General features: G+C 44.5%; 13 protein-coding genes. 6 read left to right on the top strand and 7 right to left on the bottom strand.

The genetic code is table 11. From position 1 onward, the window contains the following. Positions 1 to 145 precede the first annotated feature (145 nt). On the top strand, positions 146 to 1,645 hold the full coding sequence (gene glpK, locus Q5866_RS00805) for a glycerol kinase GlpK (protein ID WP_099291340.1): 1,500 nt from the start codon (positions 146 to 148) through the stop codon (positions 1,643 to 1,645). Positions 1,646 to 1,680: 35 nt separating this feature from the next. Further along, on the top strand, positions 1,681 to 2,415 hold the full coding sequence (locus Q5866_RS00800; RefSeq protein ID WP_303178136.1) for an MIP/aquaporin family protein: 735 nt from the start codon (positions 1,681 to 1,683) through the stop codon (positions 2,413 to 2,415). A 7-nt stretch (positions 2,416 to 2,422) separates the two neighbouring features. Here Q5866_RS00800 and dusB read toward each other — a convergent pair whose 3' ends face one another. After that, the gene (gene dusB, locus Q5866_RS00795) at positions 2,423 to 3,409 is read right to left on the bottom strand and encodes a tRNA dihydrouridine synthase DusB (RefSeq protein WP_186974885.1); all 987 of its coding nucleotides are present in this window, start codon (positions 3,407 to 3,409) and stop codon (positions 2,423 to 2,425) included. Positions 3,410 to 3,480: 71 nt separating this feature from the next. Between dusB and Q5866_RS00790 the strand changes: the two genes are divergently transcribed. From Q5866_RS00790 to Q5866_RS00775, 4 genes are all read left to right on the top strand, one after another. After that, positions 3,481 to 4,008 (top strand): hypothetical protein, encoded by a 528-nt coding sequence (locus Q5866_RS00790; protein ID WP_099291344.1) that lies wholly within the window; start codon positions 3,481 to 3,483, stop codon positions 4,006 to 4,008. Between the two features lie 29 nt (positions 4,009 to 4,037). Further along, the gene (locus Q5866_RS00785; RefSeq protein ID WP_099291345.1) at positions 4,038 to 4,862 is read left to right on the top strand and encodes an outer membrane beta-barrel protein; all 825 of its coding nucleotides are present in this window, start codon (positions 4,038 to 4,040) and stop codon (positions 4,860 to 4,862) included. Between the two features lie 222 nt (positions 4,863 to 5,084). Then, positions 5,085 to 5,861 (top strand): hypothetical protein, encoded by a 777-nt coding sequence (locus Q5866_RS00780; protein ID WP_186974887.1) that lies wholly within the window; start codon positions 5,085 to 5,087, stop codon positions 5,859 to 5,861. A gap of 168 nt (positions 5,862 to 6,029) precedes the next feature. Beyond that, positions 6,030 to 7,664 (top strand): Zn-dependent hydrolase, encoded by a 1,635-nt coding sequence (locus Q5866_RS00775; RefSeq protein WP_099291347.1) that lies wholly within the window; start codon positions 6,030 to 6,032, stop codon positions 7,662 to 7,664. A 71-nt stretch (positions 7,665 to 7,735) separates the two neighbouring features. Here the strand turns inward: Q5866_RS00775 and Q5866_RS00770 are convergent, their stop codons facing one another. From Q5866_RS00770 to Q5866_RS00745, 6 genes are all read right to left on the bottom strand, one after another. Continuing rightward, positions 7,736 to 9,355: a hypothetical protein gene (locus Q5866_RS00770; protein ID WP_227217630.1), complete on the bottom strand. Its 1,620-nt coding sequence runs from the start codon at positions 9,353 to 9,355 to the stop codon at positions 7,736 to 7,738. Further along, entirely contained in the window at positions 9,352 to 10,152 is an 801-nt protein-coding gene (locus Q5866_RS00765) for an ABC transporter ATP-binding protein (RefSeq protein ID WP_255469400.1), read from the bottom strand. Before Q5866_RS00765 ends, Q5866_RS00770 begins: the two co-directional genes overlap by 4 nt. A 410-nt stretch (positions 10,153 to 10,562) precedes the next feature. Next, positions 10,563 to 12,026, bottom strand: coding sequence for a fimbrillin family protein (locus Q5866_RS00760; RefSeq protein WP_186974889.1), 1,464 nt, complete (start codon positions 12,024 to 12,026; stop codon positions 10,563 to 10,565). A 23-nt stretch (positions 12,027 to 12,049) separates the two neighbouring features. Then, positions 12,050 to 12,916 (bottom strand): fimbrillin family protein, encoded by an 867-nt coding sequence (locus Q5866_RS00755; RefSeq protein WP_186974890.1) that lies wholly within the window; start codon positions 12,914 to 12,916, stop codon positions 12,050 to 12,052. Between the two features lie 10 nt (positions 12,917 to 12,926). Further along, complete coding sequence (locus tag Q5866_RS00750) at positions 12,927 to 14,324, bottom strand: TlpA disulfide reductase family protein (RefSeq protein WP_303178130.1); 1,398 nt, start codon at positions 14,322 to 14,324, stop codon at positions 12,927 to 12,929. A 23-nt stretch (positions 14,325 to 14,347) separates the two neighbouring features. Continuing rightward, positions 14,348 to 15,697, bottom strand: a complete 1,350-nt coding sequence (locus Q5866_RS00745) for a hypothetical protein (protein ID WP_186974891.1) — start codon at positions 15,695 to 15,697, stop codon at positions 14,348 to 14,350. Between the last annotated feature and the right edge of the window lie 20 nt (positions 15,698 to 15,717).

The following is a 15,717-nucleotide window of genomic DNA, read 5'->3' as shown; positions in this document are numbered from 1 at the left end:
CAAATCCATATTTAAATTCAATATCGGGAATGTTTCCGGTTAAACGACTATTCATTTTTATAAATGTAACCGAATTTTAAAAATTACGTAAGAAATATAGCATTTATTGTCACGACAAATGAAAAACATATAATATTACATTATCATGAAGACAGCGAAATACGTACTTGCACTAGACCAAGGGACAACCTCCTCCCGCGCCGTGCTTTTCAACCATGACGGAAATATTGTCGCCATGTCACAGAAACCAATCGAACAACACTTCCCTCACCCGGGTTGGGTGGAACACGATCCTAGCGAAATCTGGTACACGCAATCCTCCGTGGCCGCCGAAGTTATCGCCAAAGCAGACCTCACGGGACTGGACGTGGCTTGTATAGGTATCACAAACCAACGTGAAACCACGATCATTTGGGACAGGGAAACCTCTATGCCCGTCTATCGCGCCATCGTATGGCAAGACAGGCGTACTGCCGATATCTGCCGGGAATTGCAAGAAAACGGATATACTGAAATGATCCGGGAGAAAACGGGATTACTGATTGATGCTTATTTCTCCGCCACAAAAATCAAATGGATTCTCGATAATGTCGAAGGTGTACGTGAACGGGCTGAAAAAGGAAAGTTGTGTTTCGGTACGGTAGACAGTTGGCTCGTGTGGAAGTTCACGCACGGACGGGTACACGTGACGGATGTCAGCAATGCTTCCCGCACGATGCTGTTCAATATTCACACATTGCAATGGGATAAAGAGTTACTGGAACTTTTCGACATTCCCGAAGCTATACTTCCGGAAGTAAAAAGCAGCAGCGAAGTCTATTCGGAAACCAGTACAACTTTGTTCTCGACGAAAATCCCGATCTCCGGAATAGCCGGCGACCAACAGTCCGCCCTCTTCGGACAACTCTGCCTTGAACCGGGAATGACGAAAACGACATACGGTACCGGATGTTTTATGGTCATGAATACCGGAAGCGAAGTCGTAAAATCGGAAAACAACCTGTTAAGCACCATCGCGTGGAAAATCGGTGACTCCGTTACTTACGCCTTGGAAGGAAGTGTATTCGTGGGGGGAGCAGCCATCCAATGGCTACGGGACGGGATGCAACTGCTCAGGACTGCCTCGGAAAGTGAGGCTCTCGCAACATCCGTTCAAGATAACGGGGGAGTTTATTTTGTTCCCGCTCTCACGGGAATGGGTGCCCCTTACTGGGATCAATACGCCAGAGGTGCCATTCTCGGAATCACACGAGGAACAACTCCCGCACATATTGCCCGGGCAACACTGGAAGGAATTGCATTCCAAGTGTACGATATTTTAAAAGCCATGGAGCATGACACTCACCGCCAATCTCTCGAATTACGGGTAGACGGAGGTGCTGTTGCCAACAATTTCCTGATGCAATTCCAAAGTGACATCAACAGAACACACGTGGTTCGCCCCCAGATTCTGGAAACAACAGCTCTCGGTGCGGCTTATCTCGCCGGATTGGCAATCGGTTTCTGGCGTGACACGGAAGAACTGCGCAAACAATGGAACATCAACAAGGAGTTCTCCCCTGTTGCGACAGAAGAAGAGGTCGACAAACTCCTTCACATGTGGCATAAAGCTATCGAAAGAGCCCGTAACTGGGAAGAACTGTAAAACGATAATCACAAATCTAAAATCATAAATTCTCCATGTCACCATTTATAGCAGAGCTACTCGGAACAATGACGATGATCCTCTTGGGTGACGGCGTAGTAGCCAACGTCGTGCTAAAAAAGACCAAAGGATTTCAAGGTGGTTGGATTACCATCACCACGGCATGGGCACTTGCTGTTTTTGCAGGAGTCGTCATCGCCGGTCCATATAGCGGGGCCCACTTGAATCCCGCCATTACAATAGGTTTCGCTATCGCGGAAAAATTCCCGTGGGCAAGTGTACCTTCTTACGTGATCGCTCAAATGCTGGGTGCCGCCATGGGTGCGTTCCTCGTGTGGATTGTCTACCATGACCACTTTAAGGTCACGGACGACCCCGGGGCAAAACTCGGTGTATTCTGCACGGCTCCCGAAATCCGACATAACGTGGTAAACTTCGGGGGTGAGCTTATCGCCACCTTCGTATTGATGTTCTCGGTATTCTATATTACCGGGGCTGAACTGATAGCCGATGTCGATACAACTACCCCTATCGGATTGGGTTCGGTCGGTGCAATTCCCGTATCCTTCATCGTATGGGTAATCGGACTTTCTTTAGGCGGAGTCACCGGATATGCCATCAATCCCGCCCGAGATTTCGCACCCCGTGTAATGCATGCCATCCTCCCGCTTCCGGGAAAAGGAAGCAGTCAATGGGATTACGCGTGGATTCCTATCTTAGGGCCATTAGCCGGCTCACTTGTGGCAGCAGTAATTTATATGATTGTATAGAGGGGTTTTATAGCCCCTCTCCCTTGTATCGCTCCTCAATCTTATCAAACACTTCCCACAACGTTTCTATGGTCGGGGCTTGCAGCATTTGAATCCGCAAATCACGGAAATGGGGCAATCCTTTGAACATACAAGCCATGTGCCGACGCATGTGGAATAATCCCCGCACTTCATCCAACCATTCTTGGGATAACAGTATTTGTTCCTTGATAATCTCTATTTGTTCGTGCAGGGGCAATTCGGGTAGAATCTCCCCCGTTTTCATATAATGTTTGATCTGTTGAAATATCCACGGCTTACCGATCGTGGCACGCCCGATCATTACCCCGTCCACACCGTAACGCTCGAAAGCTTCTTTTACCTTTTCCGGGGTGTCGATATCACCGTTTCCGATGATCGGGATCTTTATCCGGGGATTTCGCTTCACTCCGGCGATAGGCTCCCAATCTGCCTCACCCTTGTACATCTGGGAACGGGTGCGCCCGTGAATAGCCAAAGCACTAATCCCGACATCCTGCAATCGTTCTGCCACATCGTCAATGATAATATTCTCGCAATCCCAACCCAAACGAGTCTTTGCCGTAACGGGGATCTTCACGGCCTGCACGATCTGCTTTGCCATTTCCACCATTAAAGGTACATCCCGAAGCATTCCTGCTCCCGCCCCTTTCGCAGCAACCCTTTTCACGGGACACCCAAAATTTATATCTATAAAATCAGGCTGCACTTCTTCAACAATCTTTGCCGCCTCGACCATCGAATCAATAAAGCGACCGTATATCTGAATGGTTACCGGACGTTCGGACTCCTCTATCGTCAACTTCTTCACGGTCTTGTTTATGGAACGCACCAACGCATCCGCCGATACAAATTCCGAGTAGAGCCAATCCGCCCCGTATCGCTTACAGAATTTCCGGAAAGGGGGATTTGTAACCTCTTCCATCGGCGCCAAAATCAACGGCCGCTCACCTACGTCTTTTCCTCCGACTATCATCTTCAATCAAATAAGTTTTGCCACAAAAATAATAATTTCTATCTTTAACACACGAAATAAACAGCACGGATATGGCTATAATAAAATTTATTCTTATCGGATTACTTGCAACTTTCGCCCCACAGAAAGAGGAATGGGTAAAAATAAGAGGCGACTACCAAATCACGTTCCTTTTCCCTAGCCGGGGCGAACGTCTGAAAAAAGACGTGAATGACATCCGTTCATGGATATACCAAACGAAAAACGTAACCTGTGTTTTCGGGGTTGTATGCACGCAATTGACGAAAGAAAAAGGCATCCTCGATGCTTACACGGTCAACCAGCTATATCTCGCCATGAAGAAAGAATCAGTTTCAATGCCGACCGCTAAACTCACCAGCGAAAAGCGTATACCATCAAAAAATGTCGAGATATGGGAGATTACCTACACGATAATGAAAGAGCTTGAAGAGATGACGTACTATAAAAGATTTATTTTCAGAGATAATTGTATGTATCAAGTATCTATAGGTGCGAATACGAAAGACTTGGAAGAACTCATCCCGCAGAAAAATAAATTCTTCAATTCTATTACTTTTTTGGACAACTCCAATAAATAAGAAACACAACCAACAAAAAATAAATCACCATGAAAAGTATTATCATTCCCTTGGCATTATTGCTGTCGATTCCCGTTATGGCGCGGGACAACGGGACAGGCACGAGCGACACTCTAAGACGTGACGTCAAAGAAATACACTTGCAGGATAGAGAAACAAGCAGACAAGTCAAGAAATCGGAAATATTAAGCGATCCCATCCACCGACACATATACCAACGGAGCCAAAATCCACGGTTCCGGGGACACTGGAGCGGATTTAATCTTGGATTTGCCGATTTCGGGGATTATGATATTGTTCCGGGCGGCTCTCCATTCATGGACTTGCAACGCAAGAATTCACTGGTAATGCAATTCAACATGTTCCAATACAGTATGCGTCTGAATAAATTGAATAATTTCGGGCTTGTTACCGGACTGGGATTAGAATACCAACGCTTCCGTTTCGAGCACAAAAACAGTATTCAACGGGGAGAAAACGGGAAAATATATCCGTTGGAAATAGATCATGTAAAGAAGAGTTCATTGAAAAACCTTTATCTCACCGTTCCCTTGATCTGTGAATGGCAATTCCCCGCGAAAAATCACCGCCGGGCATACGTGGGAGCCGGAATCATGGGCGGGTTAAGATTACACACGAAAACCAAAGTCGTGTACAAAAACGAGAACGGGGACAAACGTCGCTACAAAAAAGCGGGAAATTACAGCATGAACCCGGTAAAAGCAGACATTGTTGCCCGTGTAGGATACGACAAACTGGCACTGTGGGGCAGCTATACCCTCAACCGTATGATGAAATCAGGCAAAGCTCCTGATTTACACCCGTATGTTATCGGGTTCGGGGTAAACTTCTAAGAACGTTTAAAGTTAAAATTTAGAGTTATCATTAAATCACAGAATTAATAATCTTTATTGAGTTGTTTTTCACCTTTTTAAATCACTGTGTCACAACATTTCATACGTTGTGACGTAAAAACTATTACTTCCGGGATACTCCAAAAAGTACCCTCCATTCGACCAACGGTTCGCCCGTTCTAAAGATCGGAACTTATACGTTATATAAATATACATAAAGAGATGAAAACAATACTATTAGCGCTGTTTATATGCCTTTTCGGCATAAACGGCTTGAAGGCTCAGGATGCCAACTCGTCCACATCGGCATCCAACGTCCGTCAAGACAGTGTCTTCAAAAATGAGAAAGAAGAGAAAGTCCGTTTCAACGGACACGTGGCAGGGATTTACGGTGGATTCATCACCTTTGGTAAAAGCGATTATTCCGCTTACAAGAACAAAGATTTCATGAAACTAAAGCTACAAACCTCCTACACCGTGGCTCTCAACATCATTGAAATCAACATCGGGCTACAAAAACAAAAAAACACTGTTGGTATCGTGGCAGGCATCGGGGCCGAATTCCAAAACATGGAGTTCGACAACAAAATCGCTATCCACAAAAATAAAAAAGGCATCATAGAACCTTTCACCTATGACGAGGGCTCCATCTCTTCCAGCAGATTGAGAGTACTCTCTGCAAACATCCCGTTAATGCTCGAATTTCAATCCCCGTCCAATAAAACAAGCCGTTTCCATTTCAACATGGGAGTCGTGGGTTCATACAATTTCATCACACAAACCAAGGTAAAAATTACAGAGAATAAATTTCCTCACAAAAGCAAAACGATCAGTAACCGGGGAAACCTGAATATGCCCCGTTTCAATTTTGACCTCATGGCACAAATGGGTGGTAATCACTTTGCCGTATGGGCCCGCTACGGAATAACCCCTCTATTCGAGAAAAATAAAGGTCCGGAATTACATCAAGTAAGTTTCGGTGCTGCCATTCTGTTTTGAAAATTCATGAGGTCAATAGATACATCTATTGACCTCATGAATTTTTAATTTACCTTCAATCGCCCCCATCGAAATCACAGAATCATAATCTTTAATTCCAAATATTTTCAATAGTCCGCTTGTTTTTATAAATTCGTTCCTCAAATACTCAACACAAATTTTATAAAAATGAGAAAACTATTCCTATTCTTATCCTTAGGTATTTTCTTGTTCTCTTGCAAAGAGGCAAAGAAAGAAACCAAACAACCCAGTCCCTATCAGCCACTTGCTGACCAATATGCGGAGTTCACCTTGACAACTGACGTTAGCAAACTAACGGAAAACGAGAAAAAGATGATTCCCATCCTTATCGAAGTGGCGGACATCATGGAGAATATTTTCTGGCAAAACGCTTATGGCGACAAGGCTGCGTTGATGAAACCATTCGCACAAGACTCGGCAGCCTTGAAATATCTTTCTATTAATTACGGACCGTGGGATCGTTTGAATGCCAACAAGCCTTTCATTGACGGCGTGGGAGCGAAACCGCTGGGAGCGAACTTCTACCCGACGGATATGACAAGAGAAGAATTCGACGCTTTGAAAGACCCTCGCAAGACGGATTGGTACAGTATCATCCGCCGGGATGACAAAGGGAATCTCGTCGTGATCCCTTTCCATGAAGCATACCCGCGAGAAGTTGCCAAAGCCTCCGAGTTATTGAAACAAGCCTCCGAGTTGGCAGAAGATCCCGGCTTGAAGAAATACTTGTCATTAAGAGCACAAGCCCTTCTTGATGACGATTATCTTGCCAGTGACCTCGCTTGGATGGATATGCAAGACAACACGCTGGATTTCGTGGTTGGTCCTATCGAAACTTACGAAGACCAACTTTACGGGTACAAGGCATCCCATTCCGGACAAATCCTCGTGAAAGATAAAGAATGGAGTAAACGCCTGTCAGAATACGCTCAATACTTGCCCAAGCTACAAAACAACCTTCCCGTGCCCGCCGCTTACAAGAAAGAGAAAGCGAACGCCAACCCGGACATGAACGCGTACGACGTGATTTACTATGGTGGAGATTGCAATGCCGGAAGCAAGAATATCGCCATCAACCTGCCGAACGACCCGAGAGTACACGCTGCCAAGGGAAGCCGCAAATTGCAATTGAAAAACTCCATGCAGGCAAAGTTCGAGAAAATGGTTGTTCCTATCTCTAAATTGGTTATCGCACCCGAGCAACAGAAATACGTGAATTTCGACGCCTTCTTCGAGAACGTAATGTTCCACGAAGTTGCCCACGGTCTTGGAGTGAATTACACGATTAAAGATAAAAAAGACGTGCGTTCTGCCCTACAAAACTACTACACTTCCATCGAGGAAGGGAAAGCGGATATCCTCGGGTTATTCTGCGTGACGAAATTAGCGGAATGGGGTATTCTTGAAAACAAAGACCTCATGGATAATTACGTGACCTTTATCGCCGGTATCTTCCGTTCCGTACGTTTCGGTGCTGCCAGCGCACATGGCAAAGCGAACATGATGCAATTCAACCATTTCATGGAAAGCGGAGCCATCACGAAAGACGAAACGACCGGATACTACACGATCGACTTCGAAAAGATGAAAAAAGACATCGAAGTCATCGCCGGGGAATACATCACGATCGAGGGTAACGGAGATATCGCAACTGCCACGAAACTCGTTGCAGAGAAAGGCGTTGTACCCCCGACACTGCAAAAAGACCTTGACCGCATCGCCGGAGCAGGTATCCCGAAAGATATTTTCTTCAAGCAAGGAACAAAAGTCCTCGGACTATAATAAAAAGTCCCTTACACATAAATAAAGGATGTCTAACAAAAGGCATCCTTTATTTATTGTAAATAAATCAATTAGTAATTAGCCAACACCTTTTTCCAAGCCACACGACAAATAACATATTCCATCAACACCGCCAATACCCACATGCTCGCGATAGCTATCCAAATGCCATACCACGACAAGCGCTGGGACAGGGTATGTACTCCCCCTATCACGAGCCACACGAAGATCAATGCCAGCATCCGCAATATATTTCGTCCCGAATCGGTCGTTCCCTTCTCCTTGGAAAAAGGAAAAAGCAACCCGGAAAACCAAAGATACACGTAACTCACAAGCGTATTCACGGCAAGAATCATCAGCAAATCCGGAATAATCACCCAATGCAACCTCACGACGAAAACAGCAGACAATGCGACATACACGGGAAGATAATACTTCACGTACAACGCCTTGTAACTGCCGAGGATCAACGCCCCCGGGCGGGCAAGCGGTCTTGAACGATACAACCACAGCAAATCCCCTTTCTCCATGATCGACATAGCCATCAATATCCCGATACTCACCATCGATGTCATGTAAAACGGGATATAAAACCCAATCCCCCCGGTGTCGCGTCCTTTGTAAATAAAGAATACCGCCAGAAACACCGTGTAGATAATCATCGGGAGCACTGCCTGACGGAATTTCAGATTCCCCTGCGTCAACCGCCATCCCAGCACGAAACCGGAAACCTGCACGGGACTCCACGCGAATAGCCGGGCCAGCGAGTAAAGCCAACCGTCCTTGCCTTTTTTCCGTCCCTTACCCGCGATCGCGGCATATTCATCAATTATTCCCATTTTTCTCGAAAAATAGGGTGCCAGATAAACCACTGCGATCCAACCGAACAACAACACCCCTGTTACCCCGGATAACGCCATCACCAAAACAGGAATAGTAAAGTGCTGTATAATCAACGTGAACGCCATAAAATAACAGGAAGGGGTAAAATACATCCACGTTGACGGATGAAACATATCCAGTTGTATCTCCCGAATCACCGTTCCCACCAATTGATAGCTCAACGCGACGGAGACGACCAGAATAACCTGAGCATAACTCATCACCCGTGCAAATTTATCTACCGCAATAAAACGCATCACCCCGAGATAAATCACGTTCGCCAGTAATAAAGTAAAAAGCGTATTCAAGAAAACAGATATAATAAAGAGTCCACCCGTCAACACTCCCTGCCAAAAAAAGACAACAATAGCAGGAATCAAAGACATACAACCCGATAGAAAAAACATATATGATAACATCGTCACCAGACGGGCAGTCAGGATTGTCTTGGAATTTACGGGCAAACGTTGTAGAATCTGATTATCATTCCGGTCGAAAAGCAACCGTGAGTATTCCATCATAAAACTCATCATAAACATGATCATCAAGTAGGAATGAAACAACAAAAGCGACACTTCAAACGTCCCGGACATGACCCCGAACAGGAAAAACACGGTACCGTATATCCCGAACGCGATACCTTGCCGCAATAACGTATTCGAGCTTTCCTTTTTCCGTTTAGACCTGTCGATACGATCATATTCCGTGAGTTTCACTGTCACGATAGCCACCATCCTGTCAAAGTCAACACCCATACGCGTGAACACTCCACGGAAAAGTCGCAAAATCCAAATTACAGCCTTAATCATTGTTCTTTATTTTCAAACACATCAACCATCCGTTCCGCTTGAACCACCTGCCCTGATGCCCCGATCAGACTCGTGAAAAGGCTCTCCAAAGAACCGACACCCGCTTGTTCCATCAATTCATGAACAGTTCCATTAGCTATAATTTTCCCCTCGTTGAGCAAAATCACCCGTGTCGCGATCTTCTCCACGACATCCATCAGATGAGAACAGTAAAAAATCGTCTTCCCCTCTTTCGCCAGTCGGGCAATCATCTCCTTCACGATAATAACGGCATTGGCATCCAGACCATTCAACGGCTCATCCATAAAAATAACCTCCGGGTTATGCAACAAGCCGGAAATAATATGTATCTTTTGTTTCATCCCCTTGGAAAAACTCAACATCCGTTCGTTTGCATTATCCCGCATCTCGAACAATAAAAGTAATTCTTCCACCTTCTTAACCACATCCGCCCGCTCCAACCCGTACAACGTACCTATAAATTCGAGATATTCCATCGGAGTCAAATGCTCGTACATGATCGCGTTCTCCGGAATATAACCAATCCGCTTCTTGATTTCTATATCGTTCTTCCTCAAGTCGTATCCCAATACATTAACCTCTCCGGCATATTCCTCCATCAGCCCACACATGATCTTCACCGTGGTGGATTTACCCGCCCCGTTACTCCCAAGGTAACCAATCACCTCTCCCGCGCAAATCTCCATGTCTATTCCCTTCAAGACCTGCAGTTCCTCTTTCCCCTTCCGAAAACTTTTCTTTAAACCGGATACCCGGAGCACGCTGTCGTTCATCATATATCTATCATTCATTTAACATCTTACCTACACACGTTTTCACAAAGATAACAGAATTTATATTCATTATTCTCCCCTGATAGATAAATTTCCACCCGGTGATGTCCCCTTAAAATAAGGCTGAAACAAGAGAATGATAAGCGAACACGCCTGTTTTGCTTTCAAATTATTCCTGTACTATAACCGTCCACCGATAGCTGTATCAAGTCTGTATATAGATAGCATATCGAACTTAATCCCTTACTTCCCCCTATTTCCCTGTTTATTTCACCGGATTTTGTCTAGGGTAAAGATAATACCTGTCTAAACTAAAACACCACGGAAGATACATGGAAATGTAAAAAGGTTGTCCCAAAAATTCTTTAGGACAACCTCTTCATCTTGCTCAAGTTTCAGACAATCTTCTCCATCTAAAACTTGTAAAAAGCTCTGACGCTACAATAATCCGTTTGTTCCATTAAAACCGTACTGATTCCTCCAAACCAAGAAAAATTCATTGTCCGAACATTGTCTGAGAATGACAATGTTGAAGAGAAATAACCATCAGTTTCGAAAGGATCTGTTTCAATAGCGACAGCCCCGGGGACTCCCGTTGCCAGAATCTTGCCATTTATCAATTCCGAATCCGTGTTCAACAGATTCCAGAAATTCTTCAACTCGGGTAAAGCAGGCATATACCAACCGGAAATACCATCTTTGTTCTTATCCATACACCATTTCATTGCCGGAAAATACTCCAGTGTCGGATCACATTTCAACACCTCCTCCAAATTCTCCATCGGATCATCACTATACGCCTGTGCCATTAATGACGGATCGGTACACCATTGCTCAATCGTTTCGTCAAGAGAGACTAATGTCCCGTGTTTACCGGTTTCATCCAAGGCTATCACAATTCCCTGCACACCGTTCAAGTTATAAAAGTCGTACAATTCGAACACGGGCAAATCCTCGACAGCCTCGCCCAAAACAGGATTCCCCGTTTCCGTCCAATCCTCGATCTCTCCAACCGTCACGTGACACTCACCACTCTCTATACTCACGTCCAAAGTCACTTGTTTACTGGACTGAAACGTGAAGCTTTCAGGTAATTCGTAAAAATAAGAATACCCTCCCAAGGTTTTAATTTCCAACCACGTTATCCCCTTTTCCACGGTCTGTGGCACGAGAATAACTTTCATGGCAACTTCAAACCCGCTTTTCACCACATCATCCTGTATCGCCACCACTCTACCCGGTTGCCCGACAGCAGCTACAACACCCGTGTTCAAATCAATCGATGCGCTTGTCAACATTCCGAGTATATTCACCTCACTCCCGACCATATCACCCGGAATCATTGCATCACTTTTCAGATTAATGATCACTTTGCTCATCAAATGTTGAAAAGAAAGGGCGATATGTTCTTCCTGATAATCGGCACTCTTTCTTGCCCACAGGAAGTCACTTTCATCGTATCTCGAAAGACCGTCCAGCATTGAGTCCTGACGTTCCGCGACTTGAAACAAGTAAGCTTCCGGGGTATCCTCCCCGCCTCGTGCATAAGGATAGTAAGCCGCGACATCTATCCGGGTCGCCCGTTCCCAGTAAACAAGAGGGTCGCCTACCAGACCATCCGCACTCTGCATGAATTTCCCGTTTCTGACACGGGCTCCGGTCAGATCACCGCTCTGTTCTGCTATTCTATCTGCAATATAAACACCCACACCGGCACCTCCGCGGAAACGTGTTTCGGTACTCGCGTTATCCATGCCGCTTATTTTACCGGATAAACGAATGGGGGTACCGGACAATTTTACTCCCTTGTCATCATCATCACAAGCCGTGACAAGAAGTAAAATAATTCCTATTGAAATCAATAATAATCTTTTCATAATATTCATTCTTCATGATACATTTATTCTCCCCCGCCTTTCAAGGTAAAAATAAAACGGGTACGATTCCCCTCGGTAAACTCAATCCCTTCGCTCCGGTAGATATATATTTTCCCGTTTTGTAAACAACGGAATAAAGGTGTTTCCGCCGCAATTGCCTGCGCGGGCAATAACGCTTTAAAAGTAAGAGAACCACTTTCCCCCGGTGCATCCAAACGCTGCATAACGATTGTTCCCACTTCACTCTCTCCAAGAAACGTACCTGCCCCCAGATTATAAGTACATACCGTGTTCACTCCCGTCACGTGTACTTCCAAACCTGCATCCGGAGCAACACCTCCCGTCTGTACCTGCACTTCCGCACATGACAATACATGTTGAAATTTCAGTTCGACTTCACCCTCGCTTATCCCTTCGGTGTTGCTTGCACGCATCCAATCAGATTTCTTTAAGTTCTCTTCCGTCCCTTGCTCTGTCTGCACAGCCATAGAGATCTCGTCGGGAGCAGTTGCATTCCGGTCATAAGGATAGTAAGCGTAAAAGTCCAATTCCGCCCCATCTTGCGGGTAAACGATCTTATCCTTCAAGGATGCCGGTGTCCAACCCTCTAAAGTTTTTATCCATTTGGCATTATGAGCTTGATTTCCTGTTTTGCCGGGGATACCGATCTCCCCGGATACATCCCGCTTTACAGCATATATCCCTATTGAATCCCCCACCTCAAAACCCGAAGACACCGACCGGGCAAACAGATCGTCGGATCGCGAAACGGCAAAACTCACCTCTCTAGTTTGTCCCTCTTCCGTCCCGTCATTCTCGCTCCCGGAATGACAGGCGACACAAACCGCAAGACAAACCCACGTGAAACATATATAAATTTTTGCCTTCATAATTTCTGATTTAAATACCTTCCAATGCATTCAACGTCTTTTCCGTGTCCGGATTCGAGGGACGAGTCATTTCTTTCTCGATCACTTTTCCTTCCCTGTCCAATAAAATAAAACGGGGAATACCCTTGATCATATAATCTTTCATGATCTGAGCCTTACTTCCTCCATGGAGTTGTATTCCTCCCAATTGCTCCGCCTGCACCATTTTAACCCACGCCGCTTTATTGGCATCAACAGATATGCTCACGAAATGGATATTCTTTCCCTCAAACTTCTTTTCCAATTCCTTCAAGTATGGTAATTCTGCTTTACAAGGTCCGCACCACGTCGCCCAAACATCAATGTAAACATATTTCCCCTTCAAGTCGTCCAAAGAAACCATTTTCCCGTTAATATCTTGATATTTATAGTCAGAAGACATCACTTCCGTTCTCTTGGAAAATTTCGCCCACATCTTTAGAGCCCGCTCCAATTCCTGACGACAAGCCTCACTTTTCACGTTACGATTATAATACGTTTCTATCTCTCCCAACGGTTTTCCTTCCGTGACTTCAATATATCGCAATGTCAAATCCTGAGTAATATCCTCTAGTATTATCGGTGTCTTAAAATGTTCCGTCAGATAGCTTAACTGTTCCAGTGTAGCTTTTTTCTTGTCATTACTCATAAATTCCGATTGTGCGATGATTCCGATTCCTCCCTGTAAATATCCTCGGTAAGAATAAATATTCCAAGCTTGTTCACTGTCCATAAACAATTGGGGTATAAGTGCTTTCACTTTTGGGGTTTCCTCGTATTGTTCCATCCCGGACCACTCGCCACCATTTTTCCAAAAATGTTGAACCGGATAACGTACCAACGGATCGTACACCAGATATTTTACCCGCAATAACTCTTGCTCCTCAAACTCTTTCGGGAATTTAGCCTTCTTGATTAATTTACTATTCTCCTTATCGAATTCAGCCAACTTGTTTAAAAATTCATCTTCATCCAACACGAAATCAATAGTTTCTAGAAATTTTAGTCCATTCTCATTCAAATATTTATTAATCCTCTCATTCTCCTTTTCTCCCTCGTATTCAAAAACATTCTTTTGAAAAGAAAAAGAACCGTCTTTATTCGCGATCAAGGTCAAGGTCAGATTCTTCCCCGGTTCAATATAAAGTAAATTTTTAGCGTATCCTATTTTCAACGTGGCGTACTGCCCCTCGTCGAGCGCGATTTCAAGACTTCCCGTTTTATCTTCCCCCAGCACGATCTCTTCTTTCGTGTCACCCATCATCACGTACGCCCTGTCGATAATCAAGGCATTTTTCAGATTCACCGTTAATTTCATCCCTTTTTCTCCGGCAAAAACCACACATTCGAACATTAGCAAGCAAATTGCTAGAAATAACATTTTTCTCATAATTCTTCTATTTTATTTTCATTTTACTTAACTGCATCCCAATCTTCCCGAAGTCCCGTCAACGCGTATTTCGATTTATACATCCAACGGGAAGGACATTTTTTTATATGCTCCCGGATTCTGGCAACCTGATCTACTGTGACCGAATTTTTCCGGCTATACCGATCCATAATATTATAAGAGGTAAAATACTCGGTATCTTCATCCACGGAGTCTTCTTCCTTACTCGTGTTCTTGAAAACAGACCGCCCGTCATTCCAATAATAGTACGTATCGGGACAATAATCCGTATCCCCATCAATCAAATTAGTTGTTGTTTTATCCTCGGTCGCCTGAGTTGTCAACAACCCGAAGAACTGGGCGAAAGGATTGGATATCTCGAAGAAATCCGCAGAACTCATCGGGTTAAGGAATGCCGACATGTTAATAAAAAATCCGACATCTCTTGGCTTTTTCGGGAATATTGTTAATGGCCATTCCTCAGCTGTCAATCCCGGTATACTTTCCCCTGCCAGTATCACCGTCGGTACCATGACTGAAAAATTAGCTCCTTGCGGATAATTTATCAACCATATATTCAAATAATGTCGGTAATCATATATTAAATTCAATTGATTTTTCAGGATATAAGCCTCATAATCGCCAATATCCTCAAACTCTTCCGATTCGTTAATATCCCAACGGTGAATTCCCGCAACCTTTAATTTTATCCCGGAAATGTCATATTGCGCGGCAACGAATTTAATCTTCGCGTTTCCCCCGTTAGGATCGGTCGTGACCAAACGATTGAACACGTTATTCAACCTTTCGATATTCTTGTTTACCGCTTCTGCCGTTATTTCAAACGAGGGAGTACCTACCTTCTTTGCCGGATTTAGCACGTGGAAGATAACAGGAAATACCAGTTCTTCGTACTCCTGCTCCGGTAGTTTACGAATCTGAACGCCTATTTTCTCACTTTCCAATTCTCCCGCTCCGGCATAAAAATAGATCGTCCTTTCCGTTGCATCCGTGGTGGAATAAACGGCATCGGAAACCTCTTTCCCCGAGGCGTCATATAATTTGATAACCCCGGCAGGAATAGCATCTCCCGGAATCTCGAATGTATCACAGACAACCTTGGGGTTATATACCGCCGTATCTTGATTTTCGCCCGTGTATTCCGTCGTGTAATTAGGCAATTCCTTTATCCCGAAAGCAGTAATATAAAACTGCATCTTCGCATTCCCATCCGGGAGCAATGTTTTATGATCCGCCCGGATTTTCAACAATTTAATATCGCCCAATGAAAAGGGATTCTCGTAATATTTCTCGTCTTCGTCACACGACGCGAACAAAACGAGCGATATAATAAATAATAATAGTCTATTCATAAATACTTATTTTATTCACG

Source organism: uncultured Butyricimonas sp. (genome assembly GCF_959596855.1).
GTDB classification, from domain to species: Bacteria; Bacteroidota; Bacteroidia; order Bacteroidales; family Marinifilaceae; genus Butyricimonas; species Butyricimonas muris.
The sequence above is the reverse complement of the archived record's forward strand: the minus strand, read 5'-3'. Positions and strand labels throughout refer to the sequence as shown.

Coding starts and splice junctions, on each gene's coding strand:
- glpK (WP_099291340.1), top strand. CDS start 146: ATGAAGACAGCGAAATACGTACTTGCACTAGACCAAGGGACAACCTCC.
- Q5866_RS00800 (WP_303178136.1), top strand. CDS start 1,681: ATGTCACCATTTATAGCAGAGCTACTCGGAACAATGACGATGATCCTC.
- dusB (WP_186974885.1), bottom strand. CDS start 3,409: ATGATAGTCGGAGGAAAAGACGTAGGTGAGCGGCCGTTGATTTTGGCG.
- Q5866_RS00790 (WP_099291344.1), top strand. CDS start 3,481: ATGGCTATAATAAAATTTATTCTTATCGGATTACTTGCAACTTTCGCC.
- Q5866_RS00785 (WP_099291345.1), top strand. CDS start 4,038: ATGAAAAGTATTATCATTCCCTTGGCATTATTGCTGTCGATTCCCGTT.
- Q5866_RS00780 (WP_186974887.1), top strand. CDS start 5,085: ATGAAAACAATACTATTAGCGCTGTTTATATGCCTTTTCGGCATAAAC.
- Q5866_RS00775 (WP_099291347.1), top strand. CDS start 6,030: ATGAGAAAACTATTCCTATTCTTATCCTTAGGTATTTTCTTGTTCTCT.
- Q5866_RS00770 (WP_227217630.1), bottom strand. CDS start 9,355: ATGATTAAGGCTGTAATTTGGATTTTGCGACTTTTCCGTGGAGTGTTC.
- Q5866_RS00765 (WP_255469400.1), bottom strand. CDS start 10,152: ATGATGAACGACAGCGTGCTCCGGGTATCCGGTTTAAAGAAAAGTTTT.
- Q5866_RS00760 (WP_186974889.1), bottom strand. CDS start 12,026: ATGAAAAGATTATTATTGATTTCAATAGGAATTATTTTACTTCTTGTC.
- Q5866_RS00755 (WP_186974890.1), bottom strand. CDS start 12,916: ATGAAGGCAAAAATTTATATATGTTTCACGTGGGTTTGTCTTGCGGTT.
- Q5866_RS00750 (WP_303178130.1), bottom strand. CDS start 14,324: ATGAGAAAAATGTTATTTCTAGCAATTTGCTTGCTAATGTTCGAATGT.
- Q5866_RS00745 (WP_186974891.1), bottom strand. CDS start 15,697: ATGAATAGACTATTATTATTTATTATATCGCTCGTTTTGTTCGCGTCG.